Below are 20840 nucleotides of genomic sequence, written 5' to 3' on the forward strand. Positions count from 1 at the left end.
TGTCAAGCCTTGAACTATGACAGCTGCAAGCCTCTCATGCCACCACGCTGGCCAGCATTTTTTCATGGCGCAGCAACGCCTCTCGCACAATGGGCGAGAGGTGCTGAGCCTCCTCGGCCTGCGCCAGAGCAGTCAGCAAGTGCCCACGCATGCGCGGATCCCAGAACTTCTGAATATGCTCTGCAATGCCGTGCAGGGCCTCGTCACGGTCAGGCATGGCTTCAAAAAATTCGCCAATACGGTTGGCCATGCGGATCAGATTGCTCACGTCCATCACAGCTCTCCCGCCTCCAGCTGCGCCGCAGCCAGATGGCCGAGCTGCTGATCGTTGAAACGCCTGTAGCCTTGCTGCCAGCTTGAAGGCTGGGCCACCGGCATCACCTGCACAGCGGTCACCTTGTACTCGGGGCAGTTGGTGGCCCAGTCAGAACTGTCGGTGGTAATCACGTTCGCACCCGACTCCGGGAAATGGAAGGTGGTATAGACCACGCCGGGCTGAATGCGCTCAGTCACCATGGCGCGCAACACCGTGTGACCGGCGCGGCTTTCAATACCCACCCAGTCGCCATCACGCACGCCACGGTCTTCGGCATCCAGCGGGTGAATTTCCAGCCGGTCTTCACTGTGCCACTGGCTATTGGGCGTGCGGCGGGTCTGCGCACCCACGTTGTACTGCGAAAGAATGCGCCCCGTGGTCAGCAACAGCGGAAAACGCTGGGTGACTTTTTCATCGGTCGCCACATATTGCGTGATGATGAAGCGACCCTTGCCACGCACGAATTTTTCCTTGTGCATGATGCTGGTTCCGGCCTCGTCCGTGCTGTCATTGCAAGGCCATTGCACGCTGCCCAGGCGTTCGATCTTCTCGTAGCTCACGCCTGCAAAGCTTGGGGTCAGCGAAGCAATCTCGGCCATGATCTGCTCGGGGTGGGTGTAGTTCATGGGGTAACCCAGCGCATTGCTCAGCAGCTGCGTCACTTCCCAGTCGGCATAACCAGCCTGCGGCTGCATCAGCTGGGTGACACGCGAGATACGGCGCTCGGCGTTGGTGAAGGTGCCGTCCTTTTCCATGAAGGACGAACCCGGCAGAAACACATGGGCGAACTTGGCAGTTTCGTTAAGGAAGATGTCCTGCACCACCACGCACTGCATGGCCGACAGCGCGGCAGTCACATGCTGGGTGTTGGGGTCAGACTGCACAATGTCCTCGCCCTCGCAGTACAGACCCAGAAAGCTGCCGCCCAGCGCTGCTTCAAACATATTGGGAATGCGCAGACCCGGCTCTGGGCTGAGCCGCACGCCCCATGCGCCTTCAAACTCGGCACGCGTAATGCTGTCCGAGATATGGCGGTAGCCCGGCAGCTCATGCGGAAAGCTGCCCATGTCGCAGCTGCCCTGCACATTGTTCTGGCCGCGCAGCGGGTTCACGCCCACGCCTTCGCGGCCCACATTGCCCGTGGCCATGGCCAGATTGGCAATGCCCATGACCATGGTTGAGCCTTGCGCATGCTCGGTCACGCCGAGGCCATAGTAGATCGCGCCATTGACCTGGCGGCCCTGCATGCTGGCATCGCCCCGCGCATACAAACGCGCTGCGCCACGCACCAGCTCCGGCGCAACGCCCGTCACTTCAGCCGTCGCTTCTGGCGAGTTTTCGGGTCTGGCCGCAAACACCTTCCATTGCTCGAAAGACTTGGCATCACAGCGCTCATCAATGTACGCATCGGCCAGCAAGCCTTCGGTGACGATCACATGGGCCAGTGCCGTAATCATGGCCACATTGGTGCCGGGCTTGAGCTGCAGGTGATAGTCGGCCTTGATGTGCGGTGAGCTGACCAGATCAATCTCGCGCGGGTCAATCACTATCAGCCGGGCGCCGCCGCGCTTGGCACCCGCGCGCAGGCGCTTTTTCATGCGCGAGCCGAACACCGGGTGCGCTGCCGTGGGGTTGGCGCCTATCACCATGATCACATCGGACTGCTCCACCGACTTGAAAGTCTGGGTACCCGCCGAAGTGCCATAGGTCTGACCCAGGCCATAGCCCGTAGGCGAATGGCAAACACGCGCGCAGGTATCGACGTTGTTGTTGCCAAACGCTGCGCGAATCAGCTTTTGCACCAGATAGGTTTCTTCGTTGGTGCAGCGCGAGGACGTGATGCCACCAATAGCATCCTTGCCATGCTGGGCCTGAATGCGGCGGAACTCGCTGGCCGCATGACCAATGGCTTCCTCCCAGCTGACTTCACGCCAGGGATCAGTAATCTTGGCGCGGATCATGGGCTTGGTGATGCGATCCTTGTGCGTGGCATAGCCCCAGGCAAAGCGGCCCTTGACGCAGGCATGGCCTTCGTTGGCCTTGCCATCCTTCCACGGCACCATGCGCACAACCTGCTCGCCCTTCATCTCGGCCTTGAAGCCGCAGCCCACGCCGCAGTAGGCACAAGTGGTGATCTCGCTGTGCTCGCTCTGGCCCAGCTCGACCACGGCTTTTTCCTGCAAGGTGGCCGTGGGGCAGGCCTGCACGCAGGCACCACAGCTGACGCAATCGCTGGCCATGAAGTCATCGCCCTGCCCGGCCGTGATGCGCGACTCAAAGCCGCGGCCCGAAATCGTCAAGGCAAACGTGCCCTGAGTTTCCTCGCAGGCACGCACGCATCGGTTGCAGACAATGCACTTGCTGGGGTCGTAGTTGAAATAGGGGTTGGAGGTATCCACCTCGACCTTGGCCTCACCCTTGAAGTGATTGGCACCATCCATGCCGTAACGCACTTCGCGCAGACCGACCACACCAGCCATGTCCTGCAGCTCGCAGTCACCGTTGGATGAGCAGGTCAGGCAGTCCAGCGGGTGGTCGGAGATGTACAGTTCCATCACGCCTTTGCGCAATTCCTGCAGTTGCGGGCTCTGGGTCTTGACCTTCATGCCCGCTTCGGCAGGCGTGGTGCAGGACGCAGGAAAACCTTTGCGCCCTTCGATCTGCACCAGACACAGGCGGCAGGAGCCAAACGGCTCTAGCGAATCAGTGGCGCACAGCTTGGGCACTTTGATGCCGCCATCCACCGCTGCGCGCATCAGCGATGTGCCCTTGGGCACGGTGACTTCGCGGCCATCAATCTGCAGAGTGACCAGTTCTTCGGACAGGCTCAAAGGCGTGCCGTAATCCGTGTTTTTCAGATGTTCCAGCATGGCTCTCTCCTCAGACGGGGTTCACAGCCTGCACAGGCTCAATACCAAAATCAGCCGGATAGTGCTGCAGCGCCGAGCGCACGGGATATGGCGTCATGCCGCCCATGGCGCACAGGCTGCCATGCTGCATGGTGTCGCACAGGCTCTCCAGCAAGGCCACATTGGCGGCATGGGCCGCGCCTGTGTTGTGGGTGATGCGGTCAATGACTTCCACGCCGCGCGTGGAGCCTATGCGGCAAGGCGTGCACTTGCCGCAGGATTCGATGGCGCAGAACTCCATGGCGTAGCGCGCCAGCTGCGCCATATCGGCGCTGTCGTCATGCACCACCAGCCCGCCGTGGCCGACCACATTGCCTTTGGTTGCATAGGTTTCATAGTCCAGCGGATCATCCCAGTCAGCAGGTGCCACATAGCTGCCCAGCGGGCCACCGACCTGAATCGCCTTGACCGGGCGCCCGGTGATGGTGCCGCCGCCAAAGTCCTCGACCAGCTCACGCAGCGTCAGGCCGAAGGCTTTTTCGACCAGGCCACCGCGGGCGATGTTGCCTGCGATCTGGAACGGCAAAGTGCCCCGTGAGCGGCCCATGCCAAAGCCCTGATAGAAAGCAGCGCCCCTGGCCATGATGATGGGCACCGTGGCCAGCGTGATGACGTTGTTGATCACCGTGGGCTTGCCAAACAGGCCTTCAATCGCTGGCAGCGGCGGCTTGGCGCGCACAATGCCGCGCTTGCCTTCGATGCTCTCCAGCATGGCCGTTTCTTCACCGCAGACATAGCTGCCCGCGCCCTTGCGCACCTGCAGGTGGAAGGGCTTGCCCGACCCCGCCACATTGGCCCCCAGCCAGCCCGCAGCACTGGCGCGGGCAATGGCCTCGTTCAGCGTGGCAATGGCGTGCGGATACTCGCTGCGCACATAGATATAGCCCTGCGTGGCACCCACAGCCAGCGCGGCAATGGCCATGCCTTCGATCAGGCAGTACGGGTCGCCCTCCATCAGCAGGCGGTCGGCAAACGTGCCCGAATCACCTTCATCGGCGTTGCAGGCAATGTATTTTTGCGGGCACGGTCCCGTACCTTTCGCAGCAGCCACGGTCTTCCATTTGATGCCTGCAGGGAAAGCGGCACCACCGCGCCCGCGCAGGCCAGAGTCCAGCACCTGCTGCACCACAACCTCAGGCGCCAGGGCAGCGGCGACCTTCAAGCCTTGCCAGCCGCCATGGGCTTCGTAGTCCTGCAAGCTCAGTGGGTCAATCACGCCCACCCGCGCAAAGGTCAGGCGCTCTTGCTTGGCCAAATAAGGAATCTGCTCCGTCAGCCCATGACACAGCGCATGGGGCAGGCCTTGAAGCAGCCCCGCATCCAGCAGGCCAGCAACGTCTGCAGCATTGACCGGGCCATAGGCCACACGCCCCTGTGCTGTATCCACCTCCACCAGCGTTTCCAGCCACAGCAGGCCACGCGAGCCATTGCGCACGAGCTCGATCTTCAAGCCCCGCGCCGCCGCCTCCGCCTGCAACGCTGTTGCCACCGCATCCGCGCCCACTGCCAGCGCCGCGGCATCACGCGGAACATAGATGCGCACCGCTGCATTCGCTTTCATTTCAGTAGCTGAAAGCGCTTTATTTACCTTAACTCCAGACTGATTTGATTGCACATTTTTCAGCAACACATCCAGCTTGGATGGTGTCATCTGCGCATGAACTTCGCGCTCGTTCACCATGACTGCGGGGGACTGGGCACACAGGCCCAGACAGTAAACCGGCTCCAGCGTCACGCAGCCATCTGCCGTGGTTTGATGAGATTTGCAGCCCAGTGCCACTTCGGCATGGGCCAGCAACGCCTCGCTGCCACGCGACTGGCAGGACTCGGCGCGGCAGATCTGAATCAGGGTCTGGCCAATCGGCTGCTCACGAAAATGGGGGTAATGGCTGATGACGCCATGCACCTCCGCACGCGAGAGGTTCAGCGCCTGCGCAATCACAGGCACCGCCGCACGCGGGATAAAGCCCAGCGCGTGCTGCAAGTCATGCAATAACGGCAGCAGGCCGCCGGGTTCAAGGGCGAAGCGCTCCAGACAATGCTTGAGCGCATCCGTCTGGGCAGCAGTGAGTAAGGGCAGCGCCGCTTCGCGGCTCTGTGCAGATGGGGCGTGGGGCATGGGCGGCCTTTTCTTATTCGGGCGCAGGAACGCCCTTTGTCTCATGCCGCATTTCAGCCCTCAGCGCTTACCGGGTCAAATTCTTTCCATCAATGTGCTGATTCAATTTAAAAATCAACGCACGGCCCCGGCAAAGCGCGTGCATTGATCGCGCCATTCATCAGACTGCATCAGTTCTATGGCCGCCTGCTGCGCCCGCGTGCCCGCCTCCTGAGGCGGCGCCATAAAGGCAATGGAGGTCTGGGCCTGCGGTGAACGCAGCGGCCGCACAGACAAGCGGGCAGACTCTGACAAGGTCGCAACCAGCGCCCCCGGCAGCACGCTGTGCAAGCCTCCATCACTCACCGCCTGCATCAGACTGAGGACCGAATTGGTCTCCATGGCCGCCGTTACCGCGCAACCAGCCGCCGCAAAGCTCTCGTCCACAATCTGGCGGTTATGCATATCGGGGGTCAGCAAACACAGCGGCAGCCTGGCCGCCTGCGCCCAGGTCACGGGTTTATGGCTGGCAGAGGTTCCCGCCGGGCTGAGCAAAAAGTAATGCTCCTGATACTGGGGCCAGACCATGACACGCGTGGCACGGGCCGGGGTCATGTGTTCAGCACGTTCCGTGCGACATGTGCGCGCCGTCAGGGCCATGCGGTCGCCGTAACCCAGCGCCAGATCCAGCGAGAGATCTTCCAGCCCGCTTTCAATCTCCAGCGAACTCATGGACAGCACCATGGGCGTGATACCCGGATGCCGCGCCCGCAGCAGCGCAGCAAACCTTGTGAGCATGGGCATGGCCGTGGGTACGGCGGCCATGCGCAGCTTGCCGGTGAGTTTGCCTGCGCCCACGCTCAGGTCCTGGCGCAGCGCTTCTTCAGCCTTGAGCATGGACAGTGCCGTGGCCAGCACCTGCTCGCCCTCGGGTGTCAGACCTTCAAACACGCGGCCACGGCGCACGATGACCGCACCGAACTCATCCTCCAGCGCCTTGATCGCATTGGACAGTGCAGGCTGCGTGATATGGCAGGCCTGCGCCGCCCGTGCGAAATGGCGGTGCTCATTGAGCGCCACCAGATAACGCATGGAGGACAGCAGGTTCATCAGGTATTGCTGCTCACCGTAATCGTGGGGAACTTGCTGGAGAAGTCCTTGGCCTTGAGGGCCACCTTCACGGCCAGGTCGCGTGCCACCTTTTTGTAGACCTGCGCGGCTTCGCTCTCAGGCTCGGCCACCACAGTGGGCTTGCCGCTGTCGGCCTGCAGACGAATCTGCAGCGACAGGGGCAGTGCACCCAGATAGTCGATGTTTTGCTCGCCCGCCATCTTCTTGCCGCCATCGGCGCCAAAGATATGTTCCACATGGCCGCAGTTGGTGCAGACATGGGCGGCCATGTTTTCGACCAGACCCAGGATGGGCACGCCCACCTTTTCGAACATCTGAATGCCCTTTTTGGCGTCGATCAGAGCGATGTCCTGCGGCGTGGTCACCACCACGGCACCCGTCATGGGCACGCGCTGGGCCAGAGTCAGCTGAATGTCACCGGTTCCGGGGGGCATATCGACAAACAGATAGTCCAGATCCTTCCAGTTGGTCTGGCGCAGCATCTGCTCCAGCGCCTGCGTGGCCATGGGGCCGCGCCAGATCATGGCCTGGTCGTTGTTGACCAGCAGGCCAATGGACATAACTTGCACGCCATAGTTTTCCAGCGGCTCCATGGTCTTGCCGTCGTGGCTTTCGGGCTTGCCCGAAACACCCATCATCATGGGCTGGCTGGGGCCGTAGATATCGGCGTCCAGAATGCCGACGCGGGCACCTTCGGCAGCCAGCGCCAGCGCCAGATTGGCGGTGGTTGTGCTCTTGCCCACGCCGCCCTTGCCGGACGAGATGGCGATGATGTTCTTCACGCCGGGCAGCAGCTGCACGCCGCGCTGCACCGCATGCGAGGCCACCTTGGTGGTGATGTTGACCGAGACATTGCTCACACCTGCCACGCTCTTGGCGGCAGCAATGAACTGGCTGCGCAGGGCCGGGATCAGGCTTTGAGCGGGGTAGCCCATTTCCACGTCAAACGAGACGTCATCACCCGTGATCTGCAGATTGCGCAGAGCGCGAGTGCTCACAAAGTCCTTGCCAGTGTGGGGGTCCAGCACGCCGGACAGCGCGTTCAGCAGCGCTTGTTCTGTAACAGCCATTGGATTCAGTTTTCCAGAGGTTTCTTCGATGGCGGATAGTCTATCGAAGCCGTCCAACCCCTGTGCACAGGTGACAATGCGGCCCTTATTTCGAGATTTTTGAGAGACAGCCCGTGAAATTCAAGATGGCAGAAAACTCCCTGTTCGCAATCCTGATGCGCTCGCGCTGGTGGATCAGCTTTGCGATCTGTGCCGCCGTGGTGGCCATATCGCTGGCCGTATTCCCCAAGGACATTTCACCCTTTGCCGCTCTGGGCGCATTCCCCTTCTTCATTGTGGGCTGCATGGCTTTCTACAGGCAGATGCGCGCCCCAAGCCCTGCCAAACTGCAGGCGCTGCAGGAGCAGGCCAGCCAGCAAAGCTGGACAGATTTCAGCGCTCAGCTGCAAGCCGCCTGGCAGGCCGAAGGCTACGAGGTGCAGCGCCTGAACCAGAATGGCGCCGATCTGAAGCTGGCGCGCAACGGCCAAAGCTGCATCGTCAGCGCCCGCCGCTGGAAGGCCGCCGCCCATGGCCAGGAACCGCTGCGTGAGTTGCTGGCCGCCCGCGCCAAGCAGCAGGCCGATCAGGCCATTTACGTGGCCATGCAGCCCCTGAGCGAATCCACCGCCGCCTGGGCCCGGCAAAACGAGATCATCGTGCTGGACGCCAAAGGCATTGCCCTGCTGCTGAGCAAGGCCGCCAAACAAGCCTGAGAGGCTGCCAAACAGCTGCCTAACAGTTGCCAGACGGCTGCCATGCGCAGTGCCACAGCAATAACCTGCTGATACGGCACACTAGGCAGCCATGGCGGCCGAGCAATTTTCCCCCACCCTTCCCCCCAGCCTCACGGATATGGCCCAGCGCGATATCGTGGGGCCGGCATCCAGCATTGCACAGACCGGGCTGCTGCTCAGCGGCGGCGGCGCCAGGGCGGCCTACCAGATTGGCGTGCTGGAGGCGATTGCCGAGATTCGCCGCAGCTGCGGCCTTCAATCAGCGCCAAACCCCTTCCCTATCCTTACGGGCACTTCGGCAGGTGCTATCAATGCTGCAGCACTTGCCTGCCATTGCGATGATTTTGACCACGCGGTTCACCGCATGGCCCATGTCTGGCGCAATATGCGCACCGAGCAAATTTACAAGGCCGACTCACTGAGCATGCTGCGCAGCGGCACGCGCTGGGTCACGCTGCTCTCGCTGGGCTGGGCCATGGCCCGCTGGAGCCGCATGCGCCCCCGCTCGCTGCTGGACAACAGTCCGCTGGCCGCGCTGTTGAATGGCGAGCTGATGCCGTTCGAGCGCATTCCCGACCTCATCAAACGTGGCCACCTGCAGGCGCTGGCCATCACTGCGTCCAGCTACAGCAGCGGCCAGCACATCACTTTCTTTCAGAACCACGAAACCCTCAGCCCCTGGGTACGCGACCAGCGCAGGGCCGTGCAAACCACGCTGACGCATGAGCATCTGCTGGCCTCATCAGCCCTGCCCTTTATCTTTCCTGCCACGCCGCTGCCCATGGATGGGCATATCGAATACTTCGGTGACGGCTCCATGCGCCAGACCGCCCCGCTGGCCCCGCCCATTCATCTGGGGGCCAGCAAACTGCTGGTAGTGGGTGCAGGCAGGCGCCATGAGCCACCGCCCAGCCAGCCCCTGCCGGACGCCAGCTACCCCTCTCTGGCCCAGGTGGCGGGCCACGCCCTATCCAGCATCTTTCTGGACACGCTGGCGGTGGACATAGAACGCGCCGAGCGCATCAACCACACGCTGTCGCTGATCTCACCTGCCGAGCGGCTGCGCAGCCATCTGCGTCCGCTGGAGCTGCTGACCATCACCCCGTCGGAGCGCATTGACGACATCGCCACCCGCCACCTCGACCAGCTGCCGCGCTCGGTGCGCGTGCTGCTGGGCACGCTGGGCGTGCGCATGAACCAGGGCAAGGCCCAGGGCGATGGCGCGCTGGCCAGCTATCTGCTGTTCGAGCAAAGCTACACCCGCGAGCTGATGGCCCTGGGCCGCAAAGATGCACTGGCCCGCAGGGACGAGCTGTGCCGCTTTCTGGGCTGGCCGGTTTAGAACAAGGCGCAAATGGGGTATGGAGTGGAAGGCCGAGACATGAGACACTTTGTTTCAATTCAACCCTCTGCCCTCGACCACCGTGACACCTGCGCCTGCCACTGCCCGAGGCTCGAGCTCGCTCAAGCTCTCTCTCATTCTTCCCTTTGTAGCCCTCATTGCCTTGCTGACCTCGGCGCTGGGCATGCTCTGGTACTGGACGGGCAGCAAGACAGTCTCCTCCCTGTCCGAGCAGGTCATGGAAGAAAAGGCGCAGCGCATTGCGCAGATGGTGGAGCGGCATATTGAAAGCTCCAGCGCCGTGCTGGAGGCAGCTTTCCCCACCGGCATGCCCGTGGACAGCGATATTCAGGCCCATCTGCCCCAGCTAACTGCCAGGCTGTGGATGGCCACATCGCTGCACACCCAGCCCAATGACTACGTCTATTACGGCAATGTGGCCGGGCAAGGCATAGGGCTCAAGCGCCTGGAGCCGCAACGCGCCGAGCTGCGCCTGAAAACCCATGCCGACGACCGGCGCAGCTACTACAAGCTGACAGGCATACAAGCCAGGCCAGAGCTGGAATTCACCGAGAAAAACCTGTTCGACCCGCGCCAGCGCCCGTGGTTTCAACAAGCTAGGCAGGCCGAAAACTCGGTATGGACGCCGGTCTATATCGACTTCAACGCCGCAGACCTGGTGCTCACCCGCGCACGCCGCGTACTCTCGCCCACCGGAGAGTTCGCGGGCGTGGTGGCCACCGATGTCTCCCTCAAGGCCCTGAACGATTTTGTGGCCCGAATGCCCCTCAGCACCCATAGCCGCGCTTTCATCATCGAAGCCGACGGATCGCTGGTTGCCGCCACTGGCTTGCCCAATATCCGCACGCTGGCAGACGGCAAGATGGAACGCATGACCGCCGCCACCAGCGCCGACCCGCTGATTCAAGCCGTTTATGCAGAAATTCAGGGCGTCTTTCACTCCTCCGTGCCCAGCGATGCACCGCGCACCGCCCTGCTGGAAGATGCCCAGGGCAACCAGATTCGCATCGCCTACCGCCGCGTGGTGGACAGTGCGGGCCTGCAGTGGATGGCCGTGGTCGCCGTGCCGCACAAGGACATGCTGGCCGGCGTCTATCGCCATATGCTGCTGGTGGGCGGGCTGGGCCTGCTGGCCCTGGTCGTGGCAGTGCTGATCGGCACAAGTATCTTCGGCGCCGTGGCCAACGATATGCGATCGCTGACCCGCGCCGTGCGCCGCGTCGGTCAGGGTGAAATCGACACCCCTATCGAAGTGCAGCGCCGCGACGAGATTGACGAGCTGGCCCACAACTTTCACCGCATGCGCCACAGCCTGTTTACCGACCCGCTGACCGGCGCCAGCAACCGCAGCGCGCTGCAGCATATTCTGGCCACGATGACACGGGACACCACGACCCCGTTTGCCCTGCTGTTTGTGGACTTGAACCGTTTCAAGCCCCTGAATGACCGCTGGGGCCATGACAACGGCGACCTGGCGCTGGCCGAAGTTGCGCTGCGCCTGCGCAACCTGCTGCGCCCCGACGATGTGGTGGCCCGCCTGGGTGGCGACGAATTTGTCATCATCCTGCGCGGCGTGGCCGATGAAGCGCAGGTGCAGGCCGTGCGCCTGAAGATTGACTACGCCCTGCAGCAGCCGCTGACCTCTTTGCAAGGCATTCCCGAGGGCGAAATCGTCACCGTTGGTGCATCGGTAGGTCAGGCTCTTTACCCACGCGATGCGCAAGATGGCCAGAGCCTGCTGAAAATGGCAGACCAGGATATGTACAGCCACAAGGAGCCCTCCACCCGCTGAGGCCCAGGCCCGTGCATCAACAAACGCTACAAATAGAGAAGCTGCATGCGCATTGAATGGATGGATTTCATGGAATTTTTGATATGAAATCATTGAGCATCATGCGCAGCCAGCTATTTAATTCATAGCATCCATAGCCATCAAAGCCACTGCCAGAAATTGCGGCGCAAACCCCACTGCCGCAGGCTGACGCCAAGCCCTTCTAAAATGGCAGGTTCCCTGTGAAAGCTGTTTACTCATGACTGCACGCAAATTATTCGTCACCACCGCCCTGCCGTATGCCAACGGTAACTTCCACATCGGCCACATCATGGAATACATCCAGGCCGACACCTGGGTGCGTGCGCAACGAATGCAGGGCAATGCCGTCAACTTCGTGGGCGCCGATGACGCCCACGGCGCCCCCATCATGATTGCCGCCGAAAAAGCTGGCAAAACGCCCCAGCAGTTTGTGGCCGACATTGCCGCTGGCCGCAAGCAGTACCTCGACGGCTTTCACATCGCCTTCGACAACTGGAGCAACACCGACAGCCCGGAAAACCACGAGCTGTCCAAGCAGATTTATCTGGACCTGAAAAAGGCCGGATTCATTGAGACCCGCACCATCGAGCAGTTCTTCGACCCCGAGAAGAACATGTTCCTGCCCGACCGTTTCATCAAGGGCGAATGCCCGCGCTGCCACGCCAAGGACCAGTACGGCGACAACTGCGAAGTCTGCGGCGCCGTGTACGCGCCCACCGAGCTGATTAACCCGTTCTCGGCCCTGTCCGGTGCCAAGCCGGTGATGAAGACGTCCGAGCACTTCTTCTTCAAGCTGTCTGACCCACGCGCTGTCGAGTTCCTGACCGAGTGGACACAAGACGGCAAGCATGTGCAGCCCGAAGTGGCCGCCAAGATCAAGGAATGGTTTGGCGTGCGCACCAACCCCGACGGCTCGACCAGCGAAGGTCTGGACGACTGGGACATCAGCCGCGATGCGCCCTACTTCGGCATCGAGATTCCCGATGCGCCGGGCAAGTACTTCTACGTCTGGCTGGACGCGCCCGTGGGCTATCTGGCTTCGCTCAAGAACCTGCTCAACCAACGCGGCGAAGATTACGACGCCTATATGGCCGACCCCGATCTGGAGCAGTACCACTTCATCGGCAAGGACATCATCACCTTCCACACGCTGTTCTGGCCTGCGATGCTCAAGTTCAGCGGCCGCAAGACGCCCACCAGGATCTGCGTGCACGGTTTCATGACCGTCAACAACGGCGAAAAGATGAGCAAGAGCCGCGGCACGGGCCTGGACCCGCTCAAGTATCTGGCCCTCAAGATGAACCCCGAGTGGCTGCGCTACTACCTGGGCGCCAAGCTCAACGGCAAGAACGAAGACATCGACTTCAACCCCGAAGACTTCATGCTGCGCGTCAACTCCGACCTGATCGGCAAGTACGTGAACATCGCTTCGCGTGCCGCAGGTTTCATCAGCAAGCGCTTTGAAGGCAAGCTGGGTGTGGTGAGCGAAGACGGCCAGACCCTGCTGGCTGCACTGCGCGAGCAGCAGGCCGCCATCGTGGCCGCCTACGAAGGCCGCGACACGGCCCGCGCTGCCCGCGAAATCATGGCGCTGTGCGACAAGGTCAACAGCTATGTGGACGCCAACAAGCCCTGGGAACTGGCCAAGAAGGAAGGCATGGAGCAGCGCCTGCACGACGTGTGCACGACCTGCATCGAAGCCTTCCGCATCCTGACCATTTACTTGAAGCCCATCCTGCCCGGCGTGGCCGCCGAAGTGGCCAACTTCCTGATCGTGCCGCCCGAGAGCTTTGAAGACGTGGTCAAGCCCCTGGGCGACGGCTGGCAGATTGGCGAATACAAGCACCTGATGCAGCGCGTGGACCCCAAGCAACTGGAATCGCTGTTTGAAGCCCCCGCCGGTCAGGCAGCGCCCGCTGCAGAGCCCGCCAAGGCCGAGAAAAAAGCAGCCAAGAAGACCGAACCCGTGATTGACCCCAACGCCCCTGGTGGCGAGCCGCTGGCCGAGACCATTGGCATTGACGACTTCGTCAAGATCGATCTGCGCATTGCCAAAATTCTGGAATGCAAGGCCGTGGAAGGCTCGACCAAGCTGCTGCAGCTGACCCTGGACGTGGGCGAAAAAGATGAAGCCGGCCAGCCCAAGACCCGTAATGTGTTCAGCGGCATCAGCAGCATGTACCAGCCTGAACAACTGCAAGGCAAGCTGACGGTGATGGTGGCCAACCTGGCCCCGCGCAAGATGAAGTTCGGCCTGTCTGAGGGCATGGTGCTGGCCGCCAGCCACGCCGACGAGAAGGCCAACCCCGGCATTTATGTGCTGGAGCCCTTCCCTGGCGCCACCCCCGGCATGAGAATCCATTAATGCTCCCCCTGAGGCGCTGCGCGCCATCCCCCTCTCTCGCTTCGCAGGAGGGGGACGACACCTTCGCCGCGAGGCGGCTCTTGCTCGGTGCCTCCTCTCTGGGGTGTGCTCCATCACGCTTCTGCGGGCTATGGCTGACAGGAGCTTTTTTGTGTCTGTCACTGTCAGGCTGCGCCGTTGTGGCCGTCACCAGCACCGCCGTCAGCGTGACGGCTGGGGCGGTGGGTCTGGCTGCTGACGCCGCCATTGGCACGGCAAAAATCGTGGGCAAGGGTGTTGGCAAAGCCGCTGATGCACTGATGGACGACCCCAAACCTGACAACAGCGGCATCAATATTCGCTACCGCGAACCCGGTGCGGCAGGGCCTTCCCCTGCGCCAATGGCGTCCTCAGAGGCCATGACCACCCCGGTCGCTCCGCCTGCCCATCTGCAGCCTGATATTCAATAAATTAGGCCATAGCACTCATCCATAAAGCGCATGCAGCTATCTTTTTGATAGTTCATGCGCTTATTTTTTGTTCCAGCTTGGGCTATCAATGGCAAGCCAAGCACAAGTTGCGTGCATAACTAAATAACCAAAACGCTTCTTGTAACACTTGCGGGCTATTGGCATTTCCAGCGTCCAGTGCTTTCTAGAATCTGCTCTAGCCGCTCTCGCCAGCAATGCTGCGACCACAAAGAATGCACTGCATTCACCCCAACACAACAAAGGTCCCCAGCCCGGCAACGAGCTTTTAGCAATCCCATGCAACAACGCATGGGACCAAGGGAGGCCCCATGCAATCAACACCTTCGCGCAGCACTGCGCGCGCTCTGCTTTGCCTGGCTTTTGCCACGGCAGCATCTTTGTCAGCACAAGCCCGCACGGATTCCAGCGCTGACTCCAGCCTGCGTGTGCAGGATGTGGCTGTGCTTGCCGCCAGCTGCGCCAACTGCCACGGGCCGGATGGCCGATCGACCGGCGGTATTCCCACGCTGCGTGGCCTGCCCGAGGCCCATCTGCTGCAGCGCCTGCAGGCCTTCAAGGCTGGCACGGCGAAAGATGCCACCGTGATGACCCGTCTGGCCAAGGGCTACGACGATGAACAACTCAAAGCGCTGGCCCAGTGGTTCAGCAAGAAGGGCCGCTAAATGCAGATCAATCGTCGTCAAATTCTGAGCGGTGCAGCCGCTGGTGCGGCCAGCCTGGCTCTGCCTTCCATCGTCCGCGCCCAGGCCGCATCCGCCCATGTGGTGGTGATCGGCGGCGGCTTTGGTGGTGCCACTGCCGCGCGCTATCTGCGCCAGTTTGCGCCGCATATCCAGGTCACGCTGGTGGAGCCTGCCGAGCGCTTCTACACCTGCCCCTTCTCCAATCTGTACCTGGCGGGTCTGCGCAGCTGGGAAAGCATTGGCCACAACTACGACGGCCTGCGCAAAGCGGGCGTGAACGTAGTGCACGCCCGTGCCGACAATGTGCTGACCGATAGCCGCCGCGTGCTGCTATCCAACGGCCAGGCGCTGAGCTATGACAAGCTGGTGCTGTCGCCCGGTATCGACATGCGCTGGAATGCACTGGAAGGCTATGACGAAGCCGCATCGCAACTGGCGCCCCACGCCTGGAAGGCTGGCCCCCAGACCCAGCTTTTGAAGAAGCAACTGGAAGCCATGCCCGACGGCGGCAAGTTTGTGATGGTGATTCCCGCCAACCCCTTCCGCTGCCCGCCCGGCCCCTACGAGCGCGCAGCCATGGTGGCCCACTACCTCAAAGCACACAAACCCAAGAGCAAGATTTTGCTGCTGGACGACAAGGACGCTTTCTCCAAGCAAGGCCTGTTCATTCAGGGCTGGAAGGCGCTGTACGGCGACATGATCGAATGGGTCAAGCAGTCGGACGACGGCAAAGTCACCCGTGTGGATGCCAAAAACCTGGAAGTGGAAACCGCGTTCGGCACCAAACACAAGGCCGATGTGCTGAACGTCATTCCGCCCCAGAAGGCCGGCTATATCGCCGACCGCGCTGGCGTGACCGATGCCAGCGGCTGGGTGCCCGTCAAGCCCGAGAGCTTTGAATCCACCCGCGTCAAGCACGTGTATGTGCTGGGCGATGCCACCATTGCCGCGCCCATGCCCAAGTCGGGCTTTGCCGCCAATACGCAAGGCAAGGTGGCAGCCGCCGCCATTGCGGCGGAGCTGACCGGCCAGCCGCTGCCCACAGCCGCCTACGCCAACACCTGCTACAGCCTGATCGGCAACGACTACGGCATCTCGGTGGCCGGTGTGTACAAGGCCCAGGAAGGCAAGCTGATTGAGGTGGCCAACTCCGGCGGCGTCAGCCCGCTCGATGGCAATGCCGCTTTCCGTAAAGCCGAAGCTGACTATGGCAGCGCCTGGTACAAGGCGATCAGTGCCGACATCTGGGGTGGGTGACTTAGGCTCCCCCTGAGGCGCTGACGCACCTTCCCCCTCTCTCGAAGTGCTTTGCACTTCGGGAGGGGGACGCTGGCTTTGCTGCGGGGCGGCCCTTGCTCGCCAGCCCTCGCCCGGGTCATCGCCCATGCCAACGGACAGCTGTAATTGCAAGCAAACGGGCTACTGCTTAAAAGATCGATATGTTGTTGTGGACCATCTTTTTTCTGGGGGCGGCTTTTGGCGTGGTGGCGCGGCTGGGGCGGTTTTGTCTGTTGCGCGGGCTGCGCCAGCAGATGGGGCGGGATGCCGAAGTTGCTGCGGGCCAGGCGCCTGCGCTACAGGCCTTTGCCCTTGCGCTGGCGGTGGCCTTGCTAGCTTCGCAGGGCTTGCAGGCGCTGGGGTTGGTTGATCTTTCTCAGGCCGCTCTTGCACGTCCCTCGTTTTCGCTGCTGGGTGTGCTGATCGGTGGCCTTCTGTTTGGCGCAGGCATGGTGCTGGCCCGCGCCTGCGGGGCACGTTCGCTGGTGTTGCTGGCGGGCGGTAATCTGCGCTCTCTGGTGACCCTTGTTTTTCTGGCGCTGGGCGCGCAACTGGCCATGACGGGGGTGCTGACGCCGGTGCGCCTGTGGCTGCAGTCTCTGTCCATTGTTTCGCTGGATCACGCCACGCTGCCCGAGTATTTAAATGCATCCAACCCTTGGTCTATCTTGTGGTTGGCGCTATTAGTTTTGATAGCCTCTTTGCTGCTGATCGTCTATGCGCTGCTGCGCCCTGCCTTGCGCAAAAGCCCGCTGCAGTTGGTCTGCGCCGTGGCGGTTGGCCTGCTGGTTGCTGCAGGCTGGTGGGTCACGGCCCATATTGGCGTCGATGAGTTTGAACCTGCCAAACTCACCTCGCTGAGCTTTATCGGCCCTATTTCCGAAGCCATGCTTTACCTACAGCTTTCCACCGGGCGTGAAATCCCCCTGGGCCTGATGCTGAGCGGCGGTGTGCTGGCCGGAGCGTTGATCGCCGCCCTCCTCAGCGGCACGGCACGCTGGGAAGGGTTTGAATCCACCGGCCGTCTGGCCGCCAGCGCAGGCGGTGGCCTGCTGATGGGCTTTGGCGGCGTGCTGGCTGCGGGCTGCTCCATCGGCCAGGGGTTGAGCGGGCTTTCCACGCTGGCTGTGGCCAGCTTGCCTGCGGCGGCAGGCATTGTGCTGGGGGCTGTGCTCATGCTGGTATTGACCCCAAAGCGATAGCACAACCTTCGCTTGGGTATTCGACATCGGCCAAAAGCAGCCCACTTCTAAAATCGATGACCACTAGCTCTGCTTGTGCCGCGTGTCGGCTGAGAGGGTCTCACACAGCTTGCGTACTTCCGCTACGCAGCGCGCCCAAGCTTGCTTCCATCGGCCGAATCAGCGGCACCTGATCGCCCCCACTTTCATTACAGGAGCAATGCTCATGCAACGTCGCCATTTTCTCTGGACTCCTCCAGCCCTCGCCCTCGGAGCCGCAGCGGCCACCGGCTCGGCTTTGGCCGCACCTTCCATCATCAGCAGCCAGTCACCCATCCTGCCGCGCAAAGGCAAAGGTCCGCGCATCGTCATCTGCGGCGGCGGCTGGGGCGGCATGACGGCTGCGCGCTATCTGCGCGAGCTGATTCCCAATTCCGACGTGGTGCTGCTGGAGCGCAATGCGACCTTCTGGTCCGGCCCCATGAGCAACAAGTGGCTGGTCGATATCGTGGGCACCGATTTTGTGAACCGCGACATGCTGCACCCGGCCAACAAGTACGGCTACACGCTGCTGCAAACCGAAGTCACGGGCTTTGAGCGCGACAAAAAACTGGTGCGCACTGCCCATGGCGTGATCGAGTACGACTTCCTGATTCTGTCGGGCGGCATTCGCAACGACTACGAAGCCTGGTTTGGCAACGACCAGCGCGCCATTGACTACACGCGCACCCACTTTCCCAACGCCTATATCCCCAATCAGGAGATGCTCTCGCTCAAGAGCAAGGTCAAGAACTTCAAGGGCGGCACGCTGGTGATGACGCTGCCGCCGCCCCCGCACCGCTGCCCGCCTTCGCCTTACGAGCGAGCCTGCCTGATTGCCTGGCATATCAAGAAAAACAAGATTCCGGGCAAGATCGTCATCCTCGACCCCAAGCCCAAGATTGCCCCCATCGGCGTGGGCTACAAAGAAGCGTTCGAGGAGCTGTACGCAGACATCATCACCCATGTGCCCAATGCCGGCGTCAAGGAAGTGGACCCCTTCAACAAGCAGATCAAGACGGCTGCAGGCGACTTCAAGTTTGACGACGCCATCCTCATGCCACCGCACCAAGCGGCCGACATGGTGTGGAAGGCCGACCTGATTGGCAAGGACGCCACCACCGGCAAGCCCACGGGCTGGGCCGATATGCACAACCGCCTGTTCCACGCCAAGAGCGACGACCGCGTGTACTTTGTGGGCGATCTGATGGGCGCGATCTCGCCCCAGTTTGGCCACTACCCCAAAAGCGGCCACGTGGCCAACTTCATTGGCAAGATCGTGGCGCAGAACATTGCCGAGCGTGTGTCGGGCAAGGAAGTCATCGCCCGCCTGCCTGATAACCTGTGCTACATGATGGTCAACGGCGATCCGCAGGAGGAAATCTCGGTCAAGTTCGAGTACGAAGTGGACGCCAACGGCCAGGTCAACCAGACCCAGATCGACATGGATGTGCGCACCCATGATCTGGTCAAGGAAGATTTTGGCTGGATCAATAGCAAGTTCAAGGATTTTTTGGGGGTTTAACCACGCCCCCTGAGCCGCTGTCGCGGCTTCCCCCTCTCTCTTCAGGAGGGGGGACGACACCTTCAGCTAGGCGCCCCCGCCGCGAGGCGGCTCTTGCTCGGCGTCTCTGGCCTGGGGCGTGCCTGTTTTGAAGGCTCGTTTTGATGTTTTGTTTATTTGACTGAGAGTAGCAATGTTCAAGCACACCACCCGCAGAAGCCTGGTGCTGGGCGCAGCAGCCGCTGGGGCCGGTCTGGCCCTGCCGGCCTCTGCGTTCGCTCAGGCCAGCACGGCAGCCAAGACTCCGCTGGTCGGCCCGCTGGCCCCCAACCCCGCAGAGTTCAAGAAGACCATGGACCAATTCACGGGCGGCAAACCCACACAGGCCGAAGGTCTGCAGCTGGATGTGCCCGTGCTGGCCGACAACCCCAGCGCCGTGCCCATCAAGGTCAAGGTAACACTGCCCATCACCGAGCAGGACTGGTGCGAGGAAATCATCGTGCTGGCTGAACTCAACCCTTCGCCGCTGACCTGCCGCCTGCAGTTCACCGCCGCCGCAGGCACTGCCGAGGCCGCAGTGCGCATTCGCCTGTCCCAATCGCAGACAGTGCATGCCCTGGCCCGCATGAAAAGCGGCAAGGTGCTGGCAGCCAAGCAGGCGACAACAGTGGCCGCCAGCGGCTGTGGCATGTGAAAGGAATTTTGATGAGCAAACCACCCCGCATCTGGGTCAGCAATGCCACCCCGAAAAAAGGCGAAGTCGTGCGCGTGCGTGCACAAATGGAGCATGTGATGGAAAGCGGTCTGCGCACCGACCCGGCCACCGGCAAAGTGCGTCCGCGCAATATCGTCAACCGCTTTGAGGCACGGCTGGGCAGCGCCCTGCTGTTCACCTGGGAGCCCGGTATTTCGATTGCCCAGAACCCCTATATCGAGTTCACCTTTCTGGCCCGCGAAAGCGGCGAGCTGAACATGCTGTGGAAGGACGAACAGGGCCAGACGCTGAATGCGCAAAAGGCCATCACCGTCAGCTGATTGCCCCGCCAATGTAAAAAGCCCCGCCCGGTGACTGCCCGGCGGGGCTTTTTTAGGGTCAACAGAGGAACGCTGGCTCAATTACCCTGGTAGCGCCCGGGCCTGTGGCTGATCCACAGAAACACACTCATGATGACGGCGGCCAGCACCGAGTACGCCACCCGATCAAAAGGCACAACCCACAGCGCCAGCAGCACCACGGTGCAGTCAATCATCATCTGCACCTTGCCTGCGCGAATGCCATAGCGCTCCTGCAGGTACAGCGACACAATCGTCGCGCCGCCCAGGCTGGAGTGATGGCGCGCCAGAAACAAGCAGCCCGAGCCCATGAGCAAGCCACCGGCCACGGCCGCATACAGCGGGTTCAGATAGTCGATATGAATAAAGCGTGGCCCCACATCGGCCATGAAGGCCAGCATGGCCACCGAGACAAAGGTCTTGATCGTGAACTCTGGCCCCATGCGCTTCCAGGCGAACCAGTAAAACGGAATATTGATCACGAAAAAGATAGCGCCAAACGGCAGCCCCGTCACGTAATGCAGCAAAAACGCGATACCTGCTGTGCTGCCCGTCAGCAACCCGGCCTGGGCAAACAGCATCATGGTGATGGAGACAAACAGCGAGCCGGTAAAGAGCGCCTGCGCGTCTTCAAAGCGGCCATGGCGAAGCACGGGGGCGGCAGCGCTGGTCACGCTGGGCGAATGGGCCAGCGCGGGGCTTGCGGAGTTGGGTAGCGGTGAGGGCATGTCGGGTAAGACAGAAAGCTTGCGCCCTGAATCTCGGTAAAGACGGGGGACGAGTCGGCACGGGTAATGCCGGGATTACCCTGAATTTTAGGGAATCGGCTTTCACTTGTAAGGATTTTTTGC

At 61.7% G+C, this 20840-nt stretch carries 17 protein-coding genes; 11 read left to right on the forward strand and 6 right to left on the reverse strand.

What is annotated here, in order from left to right; genetic code table 11:
- Positions 1 to 34: 34 nt before the first annotated feature.
- From JDW18_RS17500 to apbC, 5 genes are all read right to left on the reverse strand, one after another.
- A complete protein-coding gene (locus JDW18_RS17500) occupies positions 35 to 274 on the reverse strand; it encodes a formate dehydrogenase subunit delta (RefSeq protein ID WP_218240741.1) in 240 nt (79 codons plus the stop codon).
- Entirely contained in the window at positions 274 to 3186 is a 2913-nt protein-coding gene (fdhF, locus tag JDW18_RS17505; RefSeq protein WP_218240743.1) for a formate dehydrogenase subunit alpha, read from the reverse strand. The genes JDW18_RS17500 and fdhF overlap by 1 nt, the downstream gene beginning before the upstream one ends.
- Before the next feature lie 10 nt (positions 3187 to 3196).
- On the reverse strand, positions 3197 to 5344 hold the full coding sequence (locus JDW18_RS17510; RefSeq protein ID WP_218240745.1) for a formate dehydrogenase subunit gamma: 2148 nt from the start codon (positions 5342 to 5344) through the stop codon (positions 3197 to 3199).
- Positions 5345 to 5458: 114 nt separating this feature from the next.
- The gene (locus tag JDW18_RS17515; protein ID WP_218240747.1) at positions 5459 to 6433 is read right to left on the reverse strand and encodes a LysR family transcriptional regulator; all 975 of its coding nucleotides are present in this window, start codon (positions 6431 to 6433) and stop codon (positions 5459 to 5461) included.
- Complete coding sequence (gene apbC / locus JDW18_RS17520) at positions 6433 to 7524, reverse strand: iron-sulfur cluster carrier protein ApbC (RefSeq protein WP_218240748.1); 1092 nt, start codon at positions 7522 to 7524, stop codon at positions 6433 to 6435. Before apbC ends, JDW18_RS17515 begins: the two co-directional genes overlap by 1 nt.
- 125 nt (positions 7525 to 7649) lie before the next feature.
- On the opposite strand from apbC, the gene JDW18_RS17525 reads away from it, so the two are divergent.
- From JDW18_RS17525 to soxZ, 11 genes are all read left to right on the forward strand, one after another.
- Positions 7650 to 8219 carry a restriction endonuclease gene (locus JDW18_RS17525; RefSeq protein WP_218240750.1) on the forward strand — a complete coding sequence of 190 codons (570 nt, stop codon included), beginning with the start codon at positions 7650 to 7652 and terminating at the stop codon, positions 8217 to 8219.
- 91 nt (positions 8220 to 8310) lie between these two features.
- The gene (locus tag JDW18_RS17530) at positions 8311 to 9582 is read left to right on the forward strand and encodes a patatin-like phospholipase family protein (protein WP_218240753.1); all 1272 of its coding nucleotides are present in this window, start codon (positions 8311 to 8313) and stop codon (positions 9580 to 9582) included.
- 49 nt (positions 9583 to 9631) lie between these two features.
- Positions 9632 to 11395, forward strand: a complete 1764-nt coding sequence (locus JDW18_RS17535) for a diguanylate cyclase domain-containing protein (RefSeq protein WP_246610039.1) — start codon at positions 9632 to 9634, stop codon at positions 11393 to 11395.
- A gap of 238 nt (positions 11396 to 11633) precedes the next feature.
- A complete protein-coding gene (metG, locus tag JDW18_RS17540) occupies positions 11634 to 13781 on the forward strand; it encodes a methionine--tRNA ligase (RefSeq protein WP_218240755.1) in 2148 nt (715 codons plus the stop codon).
- 149 nt (positions 13782 to 13930) lie between these two features.
- Positions 13931 to 14230: a hypothetical protein gene (locus JDW18_RS17545; protein WP_246610041.1), complete on the forward strand. Its 300-nt coding sequence runs from the start codon at positions 13931 to 13933 to the stop codon at positions 14228 to 14230.
- Positions 14231 to 14559: 329 nt separating this feature from the next.
- Positions 14560 to 14913: a c-type cytochrome gene (locus JDW18_RS17550; protein ID WP_218240757.1), complete on the forward strand. Its 354-nt coding sequence runs from the start codon at positions 14560 to 14562 to the stop codon at positions 14911 to 14913.
- Positions 14914 to 16191, forward strand: a complete 1278-nt coding sequence (locus JDW18_RS17555) for an NAD(P)/FAD-dependent oxidoreductase (RefSeq protein WP_218240759.1) — start codon at positions 14914 to 14916, stop codon at positions 16189 to 16191.
- A 182-nt stretch (positions 16192 to 16373) separates the two neighbouring features.
- On the forward strand, positions 16374 to 17414 hold the full coding sequence (locus JDW18_RS17560; protein WP_218240761.1) for a YeeE/YedE thiosulfate transporter family protein: 1041 nt from the start codon (positions 16374 to 16376) through the stop codon (positions 17412 to 17414).
- Between the two features lie 205 nt (positions 17415 to 17619).
- Positions 17620 to 18957, forward strand: a complete 1338-nt coding sequence (locus tag JDW18_RS17565) for an FAD-dependent oxidoreductase (RefSeq protein ID WP_218240762.1) — start codon at positions 17620 to 17622, stop codon at positions 18955 to 18957.
- A 172-nt stretch (positions 18958 to 19129) separates the two neighbouring features.
- Positions 19130 to 19630, forward strand: coding sequence for a thiosulfate oxidation carrier protein SoxY (locus JDW18_RS17570; protein WP_218240764.1), 501 nt, complete (start codon positions 19130 to 19132; stop codon positions 19628 to 19630).
- 11 nt (positions 19631 to 19641) lie between these two features.
- Positions 19642 to 19971 (forward strand): thiosulfate oxidation carrier complex protein SoxZ, encoded by a 330-nt coding sequence (gene soxZ, locus JDW18_RS17575; RefSeq protein ID WP_218240766.1) that lies wholly within the window; start codon positions 19642 to 19644, stop codon positions 19969 to 19971.
- A 77-nt stretch (positions 19972 to 20048) separates the two neighbouring features.
- Here the strand turns inward: soxZ and JDW18_RS17580 are convergent, their stop codons facing one another.
- On the reverse strand, positions 20049 to 20717 hold the full coding sequence (locus JDW18_RS17580) for a YitT family protein (RefSeq protein WP_218240768.1): 669 nt from the start codon (positions 20715 to 20717) through the stop codon (positions 20049 to 20051).
- Positions 20718 to 20840 lie beyond the last annotated feature (123 nt).

This window comes from Comamonas fluminis (assembly GCF_019186805.1).
Lineage (GTDB): Bacteria > Pseudomonadota > Gammaproteobacteria > Burkholderiales > Burkholderiaceae_C > Comamonas > Comamonas fluminis.

Excerpts from the sequence above, each read along its gene's own strand:
- JDW18_RS17500 (WP_218240741.1), bottom strand. The coding sequence starts at position 274 with ATGGACGTGAGCAATCTGATCCGCATGGCCAACCGTATTGGCGAATTT.
- apbC (WP_218240748.1), bottom strand. The coding sequence starts at position 7,524 with ATGGCTGTTACAGAACAAGCGCTGCTGAACGCGCTGTCCGGCGTGCTG.
- JDW18_RS17555 (WP_218240759.1), top strand. The coding sequence starts at position 14,914 with ATGCAGATCAATCGTCGTCAAATTCTGAGCGGTGCAGCCGCTGGTGCG.
- metG (WP_218240755.1), top strand. The coding sequence starts at position 11,634 with ATGACTGCACGCAAATTATTCGTCACCACCGCCCTGCCGTATGCCAAC.
- JDW18_RS17525 (WP_218240750.1), top strand. The coding sequence starts at position 7,650 with ATGGCAGAAAACTCCCTGTTCGCAATCCTGATGCGCTCGCGCTGGTGG.
- soxZ (WP_218240766.1), top strand. The coding sequence starts at position 19,642 with ATGAGCAAACCACCCCGCATCTGGGTCAGCAATGCCACCCCGAAAAAA.
- JDW18_RS17515 (WP_218240747.1), bottom strand. The coding sequence starts at position 6,433 with ATGAACCTGCTGTCCTCCATGCGTTATCTGGTGGCGCTCAATGAGCAC.
- JDW18_RS17560 (WP_218240761.1), top strand. The coding sequence starts at position 16,374 with ATGTTGTTGTGGACCATCTTTTTTCTGGGGGCGGCTTTTGGCGTGGTG.
- JDW18_RS17530 (WP_218240753.1), top strand. The coding sequence starts at position 8,311 with ATGGCGGCCGAGCAATTTTCCCCCACCCTTCCCCCCAGCCTCACGGAT.
- JDW18_RS17550 (WP_218240757.1), top strand. The coding sequence starts at position 14,560 with ATGCAATCAACACCTTCGCGCAGCACTGCGCGCGCTCTGCTTTGCCTG.
- fdhF (WP_218240743.1), bottom strand. The coding sequence starts at position 3,186 with ATGCTGGAACATCTGAAAAACACGGATTACGGCACGCCTTTGAGCCTG.
- JDW18_RS17580 (WP_218240768.1), bottom strand. The coding sequence starts at position 20,717 with ATGCCCTCACCGCTACCCAACTCCGCAAGCCCCGCGCTGGCCCATTCG.
- JDW18_RS17510 (WP_218240745.1), bottom strand. The coding sequence starts at position 5,344 with ATGCCCCACGCCCCATCTGCACAGAGCCGCGAAGCGGCGCTGCCCTTA.
- JDW18_RS17570 (WP_218240764.1), top strand. The coding sequence starts at position 19,130 with ATGTTCAAGCACACCACCCGCAGAAGCCTGGTGCTGGGCGCAGCAGCC.
- JDW18_RS17565 (WP_218240762.1), top strand. The coding sequence starts at position 17,620 with ATGCAACGTCGCCATTTTCTCTGGACTCCTCCAGCCCTCGCCCTCGGA.